Genomic DNA, 17197 nt, shown 5'->3' with positions numbered 1-17197 from the left:
ACGGAGGTCTCCGATGCCCGAAACTCCCAGCGGTCCGGCGCCCGGCCCGATTCCGCAGCGTCTGGCTGAAGCGCCGGTCTCGGCGGGCATGGTCGTGCCCTACATCACGATGAGTCACCGCGACCCCGCCAAGCCGGTGTGGGGTGCGGTGAATCCGGCGCGGCTGCAACAGATCTGGCTGCACACCCTGTGTCAAGTGTGCGGCCAGCGCCTCGACGGCCCCTGGGTCGTGGTCTACATCCGGCCGCAGGACTACCTGCGCGGTATCGGGCCAGAACCCGCTCTGCACCCCGAGTGCGGCCTCTACTCCAAACGGACATGTCCAATGCTGGCCGGCCAGACCGATCACTACAACCGCCATCCCAGCCGCCGCCCGTGCGGTGACCCGGAATGCACCTGCCGCCTCTGGGCGCCACCAACTCAGGCCCCCGGCGAGGGGCAACGTGAAGACCACCCGGCCGAAGCGTGGTACGAGGCGTGGATCGCGATCGAGGACTACACCCTGATCCGGGCACCCGGCGGCGAATACGGCATGGGCAGGTTCGGTGTCGAACTGCGCCCCGCCTCGCGGCTGCGCAAACTCCGAAAGGTCCGCGACGCCGCACCCAGCGACAACCGTGAGCAGACGCTGGATCTGCTGGCCGCGATCATCGCCACCCGCACCCTGTTCACCGGGGACGGTGAATGATGACCGGCTCGGACAAGTTGCTCACCCGGATCGGTGCCTTGATGCGCCAGGCCGAGGGCACCGATAACCCGCACGAGGCCGAGGCATTCCTGTCCCGCGCTCAGTAGCTGGCAACCCAGCATTCCATCGACCTGGCCGTGGCGCGCGCCACGGCCGCCGACCGCGGCCGTGCCCGACCGATGCCGGGCATGCGGCGCATCGAGATCGGCGCCCAGGGAACCAAGGGACTGGCCACCTATGTGGCGTTGTTCGTGGCCATCGCCCACGCCAACGACGTCCGCGTGGACGCCGCCCACAATTCGACCTAGGTGATCGCCTTCGGGCTCGGCGCCGACATCGACACCCCCCAACTGCTGTACACCCATCTGCTCGCCCAGATGGTGCGCGGCTCACGCGCCTACCTGCACTCCGCGGCCCACCAACGCCACCCGGCCGCCGGTGTCACCGCACGCCTGGCCTACCAGCGCGCCTTCGCCGCCCACGTCGGACAACGCCTGCGCGCCGACCGCGACCGCGCCCGCGCCGACGCCCTCGCCACCGACGCACCGGCAGCACCGGGCACAGCGTTGGCGTTGCGGGACAAAGACATCGAGCTGCGCGACTACTACACCGCCCACTCGACCGCGAAAGGAACCTGGACTGGTCACCGGCGAGCCAGGGGCCACGCACCGGCCGCCGCCGACGCCGGTGACCGTGATGGACAACGCGCCCGCCTGCACGACCTCGCCCAGATCGACGGCCCGCGCAAGGGTTTGCCGTCGTGACCGCACGGCCACGCGACACGCATCGCCGCAAGGTCTACGACGCCGAGCACCGGCTGCGTGCCCTGTTCGATCTCGCCGACCAAACTCCCGGGCGCACCGTCGAACTGTTCGGCTCCCAGATCAGCGTGCCGATCGAAAGACGCATAGGCACAGTCGAATCCGTAAGCGCATACCTCGACGCCGTTCTAGCGTTGTCCTCTCTTCAGGCCCAGTACCCGCACGCCGCGGTACCCGTGCGGGTGCGTGCCCGGCGCGGCAGCCGCTACGCACACTACAGCCCGCCACCGCCACGATCGCCGTCCCGCTCCACGAGCGCGCCGTGCGAGAACTGCTGGTGCTGTACGAGCTCGCCCACCACCTGCAACTCCGCCCCGCTGGGCACGGACCCGAGTTCTGCCGCTTGTTCTGCGATGTCCTCGACACCGCCGTCGGCGCCGAAGCCGGATGGCTGATGCGCACCCTGCTCCACGACACCGGAGCCCGCCTCGCCTAGCACCCCGACCGGCGACACGAATGCTTCTAATGGGTTCGCTCACCCACCGCCGCGACGGGAAGCCAGCGTTTAGGATTCGCGAAGGGATCGGGGATCGAGGGGATGCACGGGTGGCTCGCACCATCCCCTTCCCTGATGCAACCCATTTCGTCGTCACGGTGCACTCACACCGTTGCTGGGACGAAAGGGGGGGCGAGAACGGGCGTAGTTCCACCCCTCCGGACGCGCCCGTTCTTCTCACCCCACCTGCGTCGACAGCACCTTCCGCGACATGGCTGACTCCCGCCCACGTGGCGCCACTGGATACGCCTCGCCCCTGGCGACACCGATGCTCCGGCCGGAGTCATGGGCGCCGTCGCGGCATCGAGGCATCTGGCTCTCCTGCACGTCCGCTGGCGACAGAGCTACGTCTAGCGCTCGAGTCCGGCACTGCTCGACTCCACCATCGACTTTTCAGGAGGACTACCGTGACGGCTTCCGACCATGTCTTTGACGAACGTTTCGCGCTGTTGACCTCGCGGCGGCGGCTCGCGTGGGCCGTCGCCGCTCGCGCCGCGTTGACCAATTCCCTTGGGGTGTCGTCCCTTCTGGCCGACACCGATGTCGAGGACGTCGCTGATCGGTTGTGCACCGAACACGAACTGTTCCAGATCCCATCAGATGTGGGCGAACAGGCGGTAGCGGATCTCGATCGCGCCGCCGCCGTCGACGCAATGCTGGTAACGCCTGAGGATCCCGATTGGCCGACGGCCGCGGTCGCCGACCTCGAACGCGCGAATGTTCGTGCCCCGGTTGCGTTGTGGGTGCGTGGGCCGCTGCCGCTGACGGTGTCGGTGGATCGCACCGTGGCGGTGACCGGGTCGCGGGCTGCCTCCGACTACGGCATCCACGTGGCACACGATATGGCGACCTACTTCGCCGACCGCGGCTGGCGGGTCCTCAGCGGCGCGGGGTTCGGCATCGATACCGCCGCCCACCAGGCAGCACTGCTGTTGTCGGCACCCACCATCGCGGTCGTGGCCGCCGGGATCGACCGCGCCCGCCCGGCCGGCAATACCCGGCTGTTCGATCGGCTCGCCGACCGCGGACTGATCGTGTCGGAGTATCCGCCCGGCTCCGTGCCGACCAAAACCCGCTTCCTCGAGCGCAATCGGCTCGTGGCGGCGCTCTCGACCGGCCTGGTGATCTGCGAGGCCGGTGCGCGGTCGGGAACCCTCGACACCGCGTCGTGGGCCCAGCGACTGCATCGGCGCATCGCCGCGGTCCCAGGACCGATCTGCTCAGCGACCTCGGCTGGATGCCACCAGCTGCTGCGTGAACGCACCGCGCACCTGGCGGCCAGTGGAAGCGAGGCGCTCGACATCGTCACCGACCTCGGCGCGGGACCAGCGTCGTGACCGGCACCATCACCTCCGATCTGTTGGACCGAGCACTCGTCGCCCGGGCGCTAGCCCACAACGCGCGCGGACCCCGGCTGCTGTGCCAGTCCGGACCCACCGGCGAGATAGCGGACCGGATCCGCCGCGGACACGCCGGTTTCGCGATCCCGTCCGGTCTCGAGGAGCACGCGCGCCGCGACGTCGGCCGTCTCGACGAACTCGGAGCACGGCTGATCACTCGCGATGACGCCGAATGGCCATGGCCGCGGCTGGCGCGGCTGGACCGCGCCACACAATCCGCCCCGTTCGCGCTCTACCTGCGCGGCCCCGCCCGCCTCGACACCCTCACTGAGCGGGCCATCACCGTCACCGGCTCCCGCGCGGCGACCGGATACGGCCGCACCGTCACCGCCCGGATCGTTACCGAACTCACCGCCTTGGGCTGGAATGTCTTGGCCGCCAGTGCATACGGCGTCGCCGCGAGCGCACACAGAGCCGCATTAGCCGCTCACGGCAGTCCGGTCGCGGTTCTCGCGGCCGGGATCGACGTCGCTCACCCGCCCGGACACGCCGGACTACGCGACACCATCGCCGCCAGCGGCCTCCTGGTGTCCGAGTACCCGCCCGGCACGTCAGTGACCCGGGCCCGTCGCCGCGCCCAGGCTCGCCTTTTGGCCGCGCTGTCGCGGGCAGTGCTGATCGTCGAGTCCATACCAGGCGGTGAACCCGCCACGATCGCGGCGCACGCTGTGCGCCATCGGGTTCCGGTATTCGCGGTGCCTGGGCCGGTGACCAGTGCGACCACCGCGCTGCCGCACGAGTTGATCGCCACCGGCCGCGCGCGCCTGATCACCAGCGGTCACGACATCCACCACTTGCTGAGTTGACCGCGGCCCGCCGACCTGCCTATCCCGCGCCCCAATCAGCTGTGTCGGCCGTCTCCGATTCGTTGTCCAGTGAAGGGACTGTTAATGACTCAGCCGACGACACTACGCATGTCTGCCCCGGGTGAACTCATCGCCGCCGTGCCGGCGCTGCTCGGTTTTCACCCCGTCGATTCCTTGGTGGTGGCACTCCTCGAACGCCGCCCTCCCGCCGGCGAGGTCTGCATCAAAGCCGTCGCACGCCACGACCTCCACATCACCGACAAGCGACTCACCGCCGTCGCAACGCAACTGGCCGGCATCGCCGCGAACGAAAACGCGTCGGCAGTATTGGCTCTCGTCGTCGACAGCGGCGCGCAACCGGCGTCCGCACCGCACCACCGACACACCCACACCGTCGACATCCTCGACCGCGCCCTCACCGAGCGTGGTGTTGTTCTCGCGTCGGCGTGGGCGACCCGCATGATCGAAGCAGGCGCGCCGTGGTGGAGCCTGCTCGATGCCAGCGAGACCGGCGTCGTGCCCGACCCCGACGCTTCGGCGCTCGCCGCCTCGTTCGTCGTCGCGGGACATCCGATCCGCCGTTCCCGCGAGGAATTGACCCGCCTGATCGAGCCCGACCCGGGGCTGGCCGCCCAGGTCCGCGCACTGCTCCCCGCCGACGCCGGCCTCGGCACGCAGCGGGCGTCCAGCGAAATCACCGCTGCCGTCGCGACGGTGGTCGAGCACATCGACACGCTCGCGGCAGGTACGAGATTGACCCCGGCGGATATCGCCAGGCTCGCGATGGCCTTAGGCACGGCAACCGTGCGCCATTGCATGCTCGGCCTGGCCGGCACTGCCCGTGCCGATGCGGCTGAACGGTTGTGGGCGCTGCTCACCCGCAGCCTGCCCGATCCTGAACGCGCCCATGCCGCAGCTCTGCTGGCGTTCTCGGCCTATCACCGAGGCGATGGAGTGCTGGCCTCAATCGCCCTCGACGCGGCCCTGGCCTCCGACCCACAGCACTGGTTCGCCCGGTCCCTCGACGCCGCGTTGCGAGACGGCACGTCCCCGCCCCGACTCGGTGCTGTCGTCACCTACGCGCACGACATCGCCGACGCGCTCGGCCTCGATCTGCACCACTGACCAGCATCACCTCTTTTCTCGTCTCCTCGTTTCGTCCCGATCAGAAAGGTCGTTGTTCATGCCGTCCGCGAACTCTGTCCCTACCCTGTCCCGCGCGGAATTCGATCGACTCGAACACCGCGGCGCCGCCGGCGCGACGGCCATCCTCGCCGAGATGGATTCCGCCGTCGCCGACCGCTGGCGCCGCGAGCAAGCCAGGTGGCGGGGCCGCCACTGGGCCTACCTCGACGACGAGCATGGCGTGCTGCGCCTGCATCCGGTCAACGTCACCCGGGCCTCGAGCCGAGCTGCCGCCTGAGCCATCCGCATTCCGGTCTACTGCCCAGCTCGGCGCGGCCACACCATCATTCAACGGTGGGTCGCGCCGTTCGTATCTCCTAGGAGGTTTCCCTGTGAGTTCGACTGCCCTGACCGTCGTCCCCGACATCGAACCCGACGCCGGCTCCGCTTCGTTCACCGCGGCGGGCAATCAGGCTGGCGACGAGCACACCGATACACAGCCTGTGCCCGCCGGCATCGCCGACGAGGACACCGACGATCGGACGCCGGTTCCGCTGAACGCGACTGCGGCGTATATGGCTCCGCGCGAGTTGGTGATCGCGGAGAACGTGCGTAAGGACTTCGACGTCGCCGCGCATCCGAAGCAGGCCGCGTCGATCCGCGAGTTCGGTGTCACCGCACCGGTGTTGGCCGAACGCGAACCCGACGGGACGGTGCATGTGATCGACGGCCAGGTACGGGTGTTGATCGCACAGGCCGTCGGCGCCTCCCGGGTGCCGGTGTGGATCACCGATGCACCTACCGAGGTCGATATCAAGCAGCGGCGCATCGAGCGCGCGATGGCCCAGATCAATCTGAACGAGCGTCGGATACCGTTGACCCAGGCCGACTACGCCGCCGGTGTCGCGCTCATGATGGATCTGGGTGCCTCACCGACCCGGATCGCGCGGGGCCTGCAAACGGCCAAACGCGCCGACGTCCGCAAGCTCGCCGCGGTCGGCCGGTCGGCGGCCGGCCGCACGCTGGCCGACGACGGCCAGTACAGCCTCGATCAGCTGGCGATGATCGCCGAATACGACAACCTCGGCGACACCGACGCCGTGGAGAAACTAACCTCCGCCTCCCGCTATAACTTCGGCTACATGGCCAAGGCGATCGCCGCGGACCGCGAGGAAACCCGGAGACGCCTGCACGCGTCACTGCCGTACGCGGCATACGGATTCGGGATCCTGACCGACGAACCCGGATCCGACGACGGATATCTGGCCATCACCGACCTCGTCCGCTCCGACGGCGAACCGGTCACTGACGACGACGTGCATGCCGACCCGGCGCGGTGGCTGGCGTGGGTCGACGTCGAGGAAAACGGGGAGCTGGTCGACACCGCCACCGGCGAGCTTGTCGATCCCGACACCGTCGACTGGGTCACCCAAGACCACCCCGGCACCGAACCCGGTGACGGGTTGCGTCGCGCGGACGGGCTGGCCTGGCGCGACCGTTGGATCCCGGCCTACTACGTGCCCGCCGACCAGCTCGACACCGCCGGACTACGGCCGGCTGTTGCGCGGGCCGCCGACCCGCACGAGGCTCTGGCCGCCGCCGAACGCGCCGTGGCGGAGCGGGAACAATCGCGGCTGGCGCGGCGCCGGGTGCGGGAGCTGAACAAGCGGGGCGTGGCCGCGGCCGAGCGTCGCGAGGACTTCCTCGCCACGTACTTCCAGCGCACCAAACCGCCAACCCAGGCTGCGCATTTCGTCTCCGAATATCTGGCACGGAATCTGGCGCCGGGTGCGTTGCAGCTCGTGACCAAGCTGCTCGGAATCGGGTTCTCGACCGAGGAACTGGTGAAAGTGATCGGTTCGGCGTCGGTGAACCGGGCCTGGGTGCTCGCACTGGGCATGGTGCTGGCCACCCGCGAGGTCACGCTGGACAAGAGCTTGTGGCGCACTCACTCGGACGCGACGGCGCGGTATCTGCACCTGCTGGCCGACATCACTGGTCCCGACGACGATTTCGCGTTGGTCGACGTCGAACAGGCCGCCGCCGGCGACATCGACTACCGCGACATCCCCATCGACCAATAACCACGACCCGGCCCCGCCCCTGGCCGGGCCGGTCCTTGCATGCCATCCGATCCCGCTCTCTGATTGAGGAGGACGTCCATGGCCGGTGACACGGTCTTGACCGTCGTAGGAAATCTGACCGATGCGCCCGAGCTTCGGTTCACCCCCGCCGGCGCGGCGGTCACCAATTTCACCGTCGCCTCGACACCGCGGTACTTCGACCGCGACGCCGGTGAATGGAAAGACGGCGATCCGCTGTTCCTGCGCTGCAATCTGTGGCGCCAGGCCGCGGAAAATCTCGCCGAATCGCTGTCGCGCGGTGCGCGTGTCATCGTCACCGGGCGACTCAAGCAGCGTTCGTTCACCACCCGCGAGGGCGACAAACGCACCGTCGTCGAACTCGACGTCGACGAGGTCGGCGCCTCCCTGCGCTACGCCACCGCGACCGTCACCCGCGCCACCGCAACCGGCGGGCCGCGGACTCGACGAGCGGTAACCACGCACCGCGACGGATTCGGCGACCCCGGCACCGGATTCGAGCAGCCGTCGGCTTCCCCGTCGGAGAGTTCGGATCCGTGGCGCGAGCCGGCGATGGCCGGAGCCGCCGCGGGTTTCGGCGACGACGCGCCCCCGTTCTAACGCACCGCCTCTCTAATTGCTTCTGCTCGGCTCGCTCACCCCGCTCGCAACCGTCGATTCCGGGCGGGGTGAGTTGCGTTGTGGGGGCGGGAGTCTGGCCGGTCGTAGTGACCAGCCATCCGAGGGCTACCAGGTCGGGCCGCGCCGCGCGTGACGGCCCGCGCCCGGCGCGCACGAATTCCCCGGCGCGCCGACCCCACCATCTCCCGCCGACCGAGTTGGTGCGCGGGAATTCGCCCGCGCACGCCCCGGCGCGTTCCGCCCCAACCCGCGCGTCGTGACCCGCCCCGGTTCTCGCGCCCTCGGCTGGTCACCGCTACCGGCCCGACACCCGCATGCTCGATCACGGGGCCATACCGGTCCCATCGGGTGCTCGCCCATCTTCGATTGACGACAGGACAAACTCTCGTGACCGAAACCAGCACCTTCCTCGATGCCATCGCCCACCTCGACTACGCCATCACCAGCGACCGCCGCGCCGCGCGCCGCACCTTCACCACCGCACTCACCCACGCCACCACCGCCGAGCGGGACGTACTCGACACCATGGTCGACACCTTCACCCTCCACCCGTACCGCAGCGCGCTGCTGCGCCTGGAAGCCGCGTTCCGCCACGACGAACCCAAACGCGCACTGCTGGCGCGGCTGCTGCCCGACACCGACCCCGGCCTGTATGTACGCGAGCGCGCCGAGCGGATCGCGATCCTGGAACAACGCGCCCGCACAGGCGGCGGCAGCGTCGATGACCAAGCCTTCCGCGACTACGCACCGCTCACTACCGCCGAGACCGAGCGGACCTCGATCCGGTTCTGGCGCAACCCGCCCGCCCGGGTTTACCTCGCGCCGTCACGGCCGACCGACAAGTCGCGCATGACGCCCGAGCAGATCACCGCGCGTGTCCGTGCCCGCGGCAAGCGCCGCCCGGCACTCATCGAGCCCGACGCGGTCGCCGCCTACGTCGCCGACACCATGCACCGCGACACCATGGTCGGTGAGCGTGCCCGCATACGCGCGACCGAGGAGCGGTTCCGCGATCTCGGCCTGCTCACCGAACCCGGGTCGTCTTCATCAGTGCGCGTGCACGGGGCGCAGCCGCGCAGCGATGAGGATATGCGGGCGCGGTGGGATCTCGAGTTCGTGCACCACGTTGCCGAACAGCACATCCACGCCGCCGCTGCCGCCGAGCGCAGCCACCGTGTGTCTCAGGAGCAGGCGCTCGCCTACGCCGATGTCCGCACCGGTGTGCGCGGAGATCTGCGGCCCGAGTTGCCGTTCCAAGGCAACAGTGTCGACTACACCCGCGAAGCTATGACGCCGATCTCCGGGTGGCGCTGCGTCGCCTGCTTCATCGAACGCTCAACCCGCGACCAGCACCCCTTCCACACCGACGGCGGCCGGTTGCGCAGCGACGACGGCCTGTGCGACTACTGCCGCAGCGACGATCGCACACCGCGCCTGCCCGAACTGCCCGCCGGATTCACCGCCACCGACCTCGCCCGCACCTACTGCCGGTTCCTCACGACCACCTACCCAGGCGCCGCGCCCGCCCTGCTCGCCGAGACCCGCCGCCGTGCACCGCGCTGGCTGACCACCATCATCGACGAGTTCGTGCCCCAGCCCGCACACGCCGAGCACGCCGCCGATGCGGAGGCCGACGCTGAAACAGGTGCGGCACAGGCCAAGCCTGTGACACGCCGCCGTCGCGGCCCGGTGACCGGTGCGGGGCAGCGCCAGGCCCGCTGCGAAGGATGCACCCGCATCCGCGCCATCCACGATGACGGGTTCTGCACCGAGTGCCGCGTCTGGCTCGGCCTCGTCACTCCCCCACGCGCCAGACTGTCGCCGCCTGACCCAGGCGAGCGTCGCGCTCCGGTCCGTCGCGGTGACGCCCCACCCGCGACGGGCCGGCCCCCATCTATCGGCCCTGCAAGGAGTTCCGCATGCACGACCTGCTCATCTTCATCGTCGGCCTTCTCATCGGCCTCGCCCTGGCCGGCCACCCCCTCATGACCGTCCCCGACACCCGCGCGCCGCGCGACGACCCGCGGCCACACGACTAACCCGATCGCGCCGCGCAACCGCAGCGCGGTCCCGATCGCTTGCGTCCGCGTGGGGCCTGCGACTACCAGCCCGCAGGCCCCACCGCCACATCCCACAACCACTCATTCACCACCACACATCACCCACACCACATATCCCCTCACACCCATAACCCCATATCTCCCATAACCCCTCACCCCTCATACACTCACTCACCCATAGCAGACCTCATGCATCGCGGAATCTGAGAATTTCCTTACATCGCGGGGAAATGGCGCGTTTTGATACAAACTACCTCCCTTCGAAGTCTGGAAATCCTGGGTGCAATGGGCTTGTGATGGATTAGTGACCGCGACGCTTCACAAAATTCTCGCGGGCGACAGTTACCGGTATTACCTTCGTCAGGTCGCTGCGGCCGATGCCACCGACCGCGGACCCGCAACCCTCTCGGACTATTACTCCGCCCACGGTGAACAACCCGGGACGTGGTGGGGCAACGGACTTGCCGCCCTGGACCTCTCACCCGGTGACGAGGTCACCGAAGCGCAGATGCGGGCGTTGTTCGGCCACGGCCGCCATCCCGACGCCGACGCGATCACCGCACGCGTCATCGCCTCCGAGACCGCGAAAGGAACCAGCCTCAAAGCCGCGAAGGAAAACGCGGAACGCGCGACACGTTTAGGTAGCCCATATCGCACCTATTCCGGTGACAACGAGTTCCGCAAACGCTGCGGCAAGGCGTTCGCCGAACACAATATTGCTGCCGGAGTCGACGCCCGCGCGGCGATTCCCGATGATGTTCGCGCGCGGATTCGCACCGATGTCGCGACGGAAATGTTCACCGAACACTACGAGCGACCGCCACTGGATGACCGCGAGTTGTCCGGGTTCGTCACCAAGACGTCGCGCCCGAAATCAGCGGCGGTCGCCGGGTTCGACCTCACTTTCTCTCCGGTCAAAAGCGTCTCCGCGCTCTGGGCCATCGCACCCCTCAAGGTGTCCGAGCGCATCGCTGCAGCGCACGACGCCGCCGTGGACGACGCACTGCGATGGCTGCAAAAGCATGGGATCTTCACCCGGGCGGGTCGCAACGGGGTGCGCCAGCTCGATGTCGACGGCATCATCGCCGCCCGGTTCGTTCACCGCGAATCCCGGTGCGGGGACCCGGATTTGCACACTCATGTCGTGATCGCCAACCGCGTGCGCGGTGCCGACGGGCGCTGGCGGACACTGGACGCGGCGCAGATCTACCGGCTGAATGTGACGATCAGCGAGATCTACAACACCCGCCTTGAGCACCACCTGCGCGCCGACCTCCGGGTCGAGTTCGCCGAACGCGCCGGCACCAACCCGAACAAGCGCCCCATCCGCGAGATCGTCGGCATCCCTGAGGCGGTGATCCGCTACTGGTCACGGCGCGATACCGCCATCCGAAGACGGCTGGGTGAGCTGACTGTCGAGTTCCATCAGCAACTCGGGCGCGAGCCCACCGCGGCCGAGATGTGGAATCTGTCCCAGGTCGCGACCTTGCAGACCCGCCCAGCCAAACACCTGTCGCGGTCGTGGGCCGAGCAACGCCGCGACTGGCGCACCCAAGCCTCCACCGTGCTCGGAGGCCACACCATCCTCGACCAGGTCGTCGCCACCAGCATCAACCGCGCGTCACCTCCCTCACCGATGCTCGGCGAGGATCGTGTCGCGGATATCGCTCGCGAGGTGGTGGAGGTTGTGTCGGGACAGCGGTCGGTGTGGCAGCACCACCACATCCGCGCCGAAACCGAACGCCGCATCCGCGCCCTCACCGACCGCGACACCTGGGCCGACATCGCCGACGCCGTTGTCGCCCATGCACTCTCACCCCGCAATTCCCTGGCCCGCCAAGACCGCGACATCGCTGCCGAACCCGACCTCGCCACCGTGCCCGCACCGTTACAGCGTCGCGACGGCGCCAGCGTCTACACCCATTCCGGCACCCAGACCTATACCTCCGCCCACCAACTCGACATCGAATATCGCCTCACCGAACTGGCGCTGCAGCCCGGCGCCCGCAGCATCGACGAGCGTTTCGTCACAGCCGCGATCGCTGCCTACAACACCGATGCCGCCCACGAAGGCAAGAAACTCAACGCCGGCCAGGCCGCCATGGTCACCCACTTCGCCACATTCGCGGCACGCATCGCGGTCGCGTCTGCCCCGGCGGGCACCGGGAAAACCACCGCGATGCGCGTCCTCGTCGACGCCTGGCACGCCTCCGGCGGAACAGTGCTCGGCCTGGCCCCCGAGGCCGCGCCCGCCGCGATCCTCGCTGAGGCCACCGGCGCCCGCGTCGAAACCGTCGACCGACTCCTGCACATTCTCGACCGACACCGGCCACGCAATGGCTCCGAAACCGCGCGACCGGCCGACGATTTCCCCGCCTCCGTACCGATGTGGGTCCACCAAATCGACGAACTCACGCTGGTGATCGTTGATGAACACATCAAACTGTCGGATCGAAAACGATTGCGGTTGTTCGAATTCCTCACCGCCCGCGGCGCTACCGTCCGGTGTGTCGGCGACGACAAACAACTGCCCTCGATCGACGCCGGCGGCGCCGGAATAGACGGCACCCAGGCCCCCGACGCGATCACGTTGACGCATGTGGTGCGCTTCGCCGACACCGCCGAAGCCACCGCCGGACTCGCACTACGCGAAGGCGATCCCTCAGGTCTCGGCTACTACCTCGACCACCAGCGCATCCATTCGGGCAGTACCGCCACCGTGGCCGACAAAGCCTACGGAGCCTGGTTCGCCGACCGGCACACCGGACGCGACGCGATCATGCTCGCCCCGACCCACGACATCGTCACCGACCTCAACAACCGCGCCCGAAGCGACCGCCTCGCCCGTACCACCGAAACAGCCTCGGCCACGACGGTATTGGGCGACGGATTGTCCGTGTCCGCCGGTGACATCGTCTGCACCCGCCGCAACAACCGCCGCCTGGCCCTCGGTGAACGCGACTGGGTGCGCAACGGCTACCGCTGGCGCGTCGACACCGTCCACGCCGACGGCAGCCTCACCGTCACCCACCTGCGCCCCGGCGGCCGGCCCGGCGCCGCCACGGTCCTTCCTCCCGAATACGTGGGCCTGCACGTGCGTCTCGGGTATGCGATGACGATCGATTCCGCCCAGGGCACCACTGCCGACACCTGCCATGCCGTGCTCACCGGCAGCGAATCACGCAACCAGCTCTACGTCGCGATCACCCGCGGCATTCACGCCAACCACCTCTACGTGCCCACCACCGTCGACGGCAGCGAGGCCTCCTTCTGGACCGAACCCGCCATCCTGCCCCGCACCGCCGTCGAAGTCCTGCAACACATCCTGGCCCGCGAGGCCACCCACACCAGCGCCCACACCGCGCTGCGCGACGCGCTCGACCCACACCGCAGGCTCGGCCGCGGGGTCGATATCTACCTCGACGCCATCGGCGTCGCCACCGAACACACCCTCGGACCCGACGCCCTCACCCAACTCGACCACGACACCGAAACCCTGCTCCCCGGACTCACCGACGCACCCGCGTACCCCACCCTGCGTCAACACCTGGCCATCCTCGCCCTCGCCGGCCACAACCCCGTCACCGCGCTGCGCGCAGCCATCGGCGACCGTGAACTCGACACGGCGAAAGACCCCGCCGCCGTGCTGGACTGGCGCCTCGACACCAGCGGCGCGCACTCCACCGGAACCGGACCACTGCCCTGGCTGCTCGGCCTGCCCGACCGGTTATCCGACCCGGCACTCGCCGGCGAACTGGACGCGCGCCGACGCATCGTCGCCGACCTCGCCACCCAGATCACCACCGAGGCCCGAACCTGGACCGCCGCCACCGCACCGGTATGGGCGCGCCCGCTGCTCGGCAACCGCGAGCTGATCGCGGATCTGGCGGTGTGGCGCGCCGCGAACCACGTCCCCGACACCGACCTACGACCCACCGGGCCCGGCCGCTTCCCCACCCGCGAACGCGAACACCTAACACGCCTCACCGCCCGAGTAACCAATGCGCTCGACGACCTGCAAACCGCCACCCATACCTGGGAGCCCCTGGTCAAACGCCTCGACACCCGCATAACCAGCGACCCTTGGTGGCCCGTCCTGGCCGACTATCTCGACACCGCCGCCGCGGCGGGACTCGACATCGACACCCTGCTCACCGACGCCGCCGCTACCCGCGCGCTGCCCGACGACATGCCCGCCGCCGCCCTCTGGTCACGCCTGCGCCTCGACCCCTCCGCACTCGCCACCCCCGCCGGGCCGCCGTTGCGCCCCGACTGGATCGCGCACCTTCACGACATCGTCGGCCACGACCTCGCCGAACACGTCATCACCGATCCCGCCTGGCCACGCCTGGTCGCCGCCATCGACACCGCACCCGCCGACTGGACACCACACGACCTGCTCGCCACCGCCCACGAACTTCTCCTCACCGCCAGCGATCACGCGACTACCCTCCCCCGCGCCAACCAGCTGGCCACCGCACTGGCCTGGCGCATCGAAATACTCACCCACCCGGCCTCCGAATCCGAAAACCCCCACCCCGCAACCGAAACCGCGACCGCCATGACACCACCGACACCCGAGCCCCACGACACCAGCCCGGACCACGCCGACAGTGCCGGCCCGGTGCCCGCCGAAATCGTTCACGCGATCGGCGATCTTGCGTCCTCCGGCAGGATCGACGATGCCCGACAGACCTTCACCCGCCTCACCGCCCACCTCGACAACACCGAACGCGACCTCCTCCAACGCGTCATCACCACTCTGACCACCCGCGCCTACCCTGTCGCAGCCGCGCGGCTCCGATGGGCCGCCGACCGCTACCCCAAACACCGCGCATTCATCCTCGCCGCAATCCCAACCACCGACCCCCACCTCCACCAACCCCCCGACAATCCCCCGCCCAGTCCCGACCCTCGCACCGCGGCACACGATCACCGCGAATACGTAAACCCCGCACGGCGGCGTCCACCCCGCCCCGACGCCGGCCGCGACGCGTATGACACCTACACCCAATCCTTCGCCGACCTCGACACCAACCCCACCCACCTACCCGTCCCCGAAGGAACCGGCGCCACACGCCACCGCCCTGGCAAAGACGCGTCGGACCGCTCCGACACCACCAGCTTCCTCGCCGGCACCAGCCACACGGTCGACTACGACCGCTACGCCGTGCCCGACCACGACAAACTTTCCTGCGTAGCCTGCGGACTCGAACGCGCCCGCACCGACCCCCACCAACACCACTACGACGACGGCCTGTGCAGCACCTGCCGAGACGACAACCAACCCGGCATCCCCGACCACGACCCCACCGATCATGTCGCCGCCCGGTGCACATTCATCACCGCCCAACAACCGCCCAACGCAGCGCTGGCCCTCCTACGGAAAGACTGGCGCCACACACGAAACCCAGCCGACCGCGCCACCATCGAAACCTTCGCAGACGCACTCATGACAGCCGAAACCCCGGCCAGCCAGAACAATGCATCGCAAGACCTCGGCAGCGACAGGGGATTCGATCCGTCCAACCCGACGCACGTGCTTACCGATACCGAACTCATTCAAGCGATCGGCACCCTCGAACTCCGCATCCAACTCGCCGACGACAAGGCCACCATCTATGGCCCTGCACGCGCCGCCACCGAGCACGCAGGCGACCCAGACGATGCAGGCTGGCTGAAGGAAGAACTCTCCGATCTGCAGGCAGAACGCACACGCCGCGCCCACCTCACGCCCGAACAAACCACCACCGAAGACACCCAACGCGCGAATCGCGAAAACGGAATCGAACACAGGCCTGCCCTCGAACACACCGGCCTGGACACCAGCGCAGCTGCCGATACCGACGGCCCTGAGCTGTAGACAAGCCGACGCCCCGCGTACTCGCCACCGGCCCGCACAATCTGAGCGGGTGGCGCCGCGGCTGCCGCTGCAAGGTGTGCCGCACCGCCCACAACGCCGATCTGCGGCAACGGCGAACGCAAGACAGCGCCGACCGCGGCCCTCACCTGGTATCGGCGTCAGCAGATCCTCCGCATGGTGGCTGGCGGCGTGCCGCTTACAGAAGCCGTCGAATCCTGGGGCTTCACAGTACAGTCGCGCACGCCTACCGACGCCGCAGCCCGGCCTGGGCCGTCGCGCTGGACGAGGCGCTGACCGCTGGCAGCGATCCCTCCCTCGACCATGGCCCCGAAATGACCTACCGGCACCACCGCTGCCGATGCCCCGACTGCCGCGCCGCCCACCACGGCAACGCGACGTGGGGGATCGGCCGACCGGCATCAACGCGCTCGCACAACCGCTGCCTTCGGGGGTCAGCGGAGCAATTGCGATACAGCCCGCGCATGCCGCCCGGGTCGGTACACAAGGCCTCCGCCTTACTGGCTCGTGCACGAGACCGATGGAGTAACCGACTCGACCGGCGGCACCAACCTCATGAGGTTGAACAGTTAGCTGCTCGCTCTGTCGATCTCGTCGCTGAGGTAGGTCAGAGATTTGTAGTGGCAGTGTCGCCCATGGACGAGTTGGTGCGCCATGATTTCTTCCTTATTGAGCGCGCCGATCTCTGCCAGCTCCGCAAGGTAGCGTCGGAGATCTCGCTTCCCAGGCGCATCACCCCAGCCGTTGTTGCCCGCGAAATCTATTCGCTCCAAGAGCTTCTGGTGGTCGGCCGATCGGGATACAGAATGGACCTGCCTCTCCACCAGGTTGATGGCTCCGATTTCATCGGCCCAGGCGGCACATGAAAACGATGGGTCTTCAACCACAGCGATCGGCTGGTCGCGGGTGTACCGCTGCGCAAGCTCCAGTTCCTTCAGGGCAGGGGCATACACCAATGCCGGGTGGCCGTATCCGATGCGGGACTGGTGCGCGTTCTGCGGTGTGAGGACTGTTCGGTTTTGCGAGAATCGCTGCAACCGCGACGAATAGTTGAGGATCTGCATCTGCGGGACGATCACGATCGCGGTACTCGCGGCGCCCTGGTGGCTCAAAAAGGCAGCGGCAAGTTCCACTGCTGGATCAAATCCTTCTTCCGGGTTGAACGGGATGTACGCCGCTCGGGGCAACTTAGATCTT

Annotated in this window: 11 protein-coding genes and 2 pseudogenes; 12 read left to right on the top strand and 1 reads right to left on the bottom strand. The window is 68.4% G+C overall.

Annotated elements, in window-relative coordinates; translation table 11 throughout:
• Positions 1–13 precede the first annotated feature (13 nt).
• From ON37_RS11425 to mobF, 12 genes and pseudogenes are all read left to right on the top strand, one after another.
• Positions 14–688 carry a hypothetical protein gene (locus ON37_RS11425; RefSeq protein WP_051031477.1) on the top strand — a complete coding sequence of 225 codons (675 nt, stop codon included), beginning with the start codon at positions 14–16 and terminating at the stop codon, positions 686–688.
• Positions 688–1452 (top strand): annotated as a pseudogene (locus ON37_RS11420) (DUF2786 domain-containing protein). The gene ON37_RS11425 and the pseudogene ON37_RS11420 overlap by 1 nt, the downstream one beginning before the upstream one ends.
• A pseudogene (locus ON37_RS34105) lies at positions 1449–1670 on the top strand (TIGR04338 family metallohydrolase); the annotation flags it as partial. The pseudogenes ON37_RS11420 and ON37_RS34105, both read left to right, overlap by 4 nt.
• A gap of 101 nt (positions 1671–1771) precedes the next feature.
• The gene (locus ON37_RS34100) at positions 1772–1945 is read left to right on the top strand and encodes a hypothetical protein (protein WP_245553163.1); all 174 of its coding nucleotides are present in this window, start codon (positions 1772–1774) and stop codon (positions 1943–1945) included.
• A gap of 467 nt (positions 1946–2412) precedes the next feature.
• Entirely contained in the window at positions 2413–3342 is a 930-nt protein-coding gene (dprA, locus tag ON37_RS32895; RefSeq protein ID WP_051031476.1) for a DNA-processing protein DprA, read from the top strand.
• Positions 3339–4211, top strand: coding sequence for a DNA-processing protein DprA (locus ON37_RS11405; RefSeq protein ID WP_051031475.1), 873 nt, complete (start codon positions 3339–3341; stop codon positions 4209–4211). Before dprA ends, ON37_RS11405 begins: the two co-directional genes overlap by 4 nt.
• Before the next feature lie 84 nt (positions 4212–4295).
• Entirely contained in the window at positions 4296–5336 is a 1041-nt protein-coding gene (locus ON37_RS11400) for a DUF4192 domain-containing protein (protein WP_083892907.1), read from the top strand.
• Between the two features lie 58 nt (positions 5337–5394).
• Positions 5395–5634: a hypothetical protein gene (locus ON37_RS11395; RefSeq protein ID WP_040719002.1), complete on the top strand. Its 240-nt coding sequence runs from the start codon at positions 5395–5397 to the stop codon at positions 5632–5634.
• A 94-nt stretch (positions 5635–5728) separates the two neighbouring features.
• On the top strand, positions 5729–7420 hold the full coding sequence (locus ON37_RS11390) for a ParB/RepB/Spo0J family partition protein (protein WP_040719001.1): 1692 nt from the start codon (positions 5729–5731) through the stop codon (positions 7418–7420).
• A 78-nt stretch (positions 7421–7498) separates the two neighbouring features.
• The gene (locus ON37_RS11385; protein WP_040719000.1) at positions 7499–8038 is read left to right on the top strand and encodes a single-stranded DNA-binding protein; all 540 of its coding nucleotides are present in this window, start codon (positions 7499–7501) and stop codon (positions 8036–8038) included.
• Positions 8039–8446: 408 nt separating this feature from the next.
• On the top strand, positions 8447–10048 hold the full coding sequence (locus ON37_RS11380; protein ID WP_040718998.1) for a hypothetical protein: 1602 nt from the start codon (positions 8447–8449) through the stop codon (positions 10046–10048).
• 375 nt (positions 10049–10423) lie between these two features.
• Positions 10424–15982, top strand: coding sequence for a MobF family relaxase (mobF, locus tag ON37_RS34465; RefSeq protein ID WP_051031473.1), 5559 nt, complete (start codon positions 10424–10426; stop codon positions 15980–15982).
• 587 nt (positions 15983–16569) lie between these two features.
• Here mobF and ON37_RS11370 read toward each other — a convergent pair.
• On the bottom strand, positions 16570–17197 hold a 628-nt coding region (locus ON37_RS11370), incomplete at its 5' end, for a hypothetical protein (RefSeq protein ID WP_217999928.1).

The sequence above is a fragment of the Nocardia veterana NBRC 100344 genome (assembly GCF_000308855.1).
Classification (GTDB): Bacteria; Actinomycetota; Actinomycetes; order Mycobacteriales; family Mycobacteriaceae; genus Nocardia; species Nocardia veterana.
This window is presented reverse-complemented; position numbering and strand designations above follow the sequence as displayed.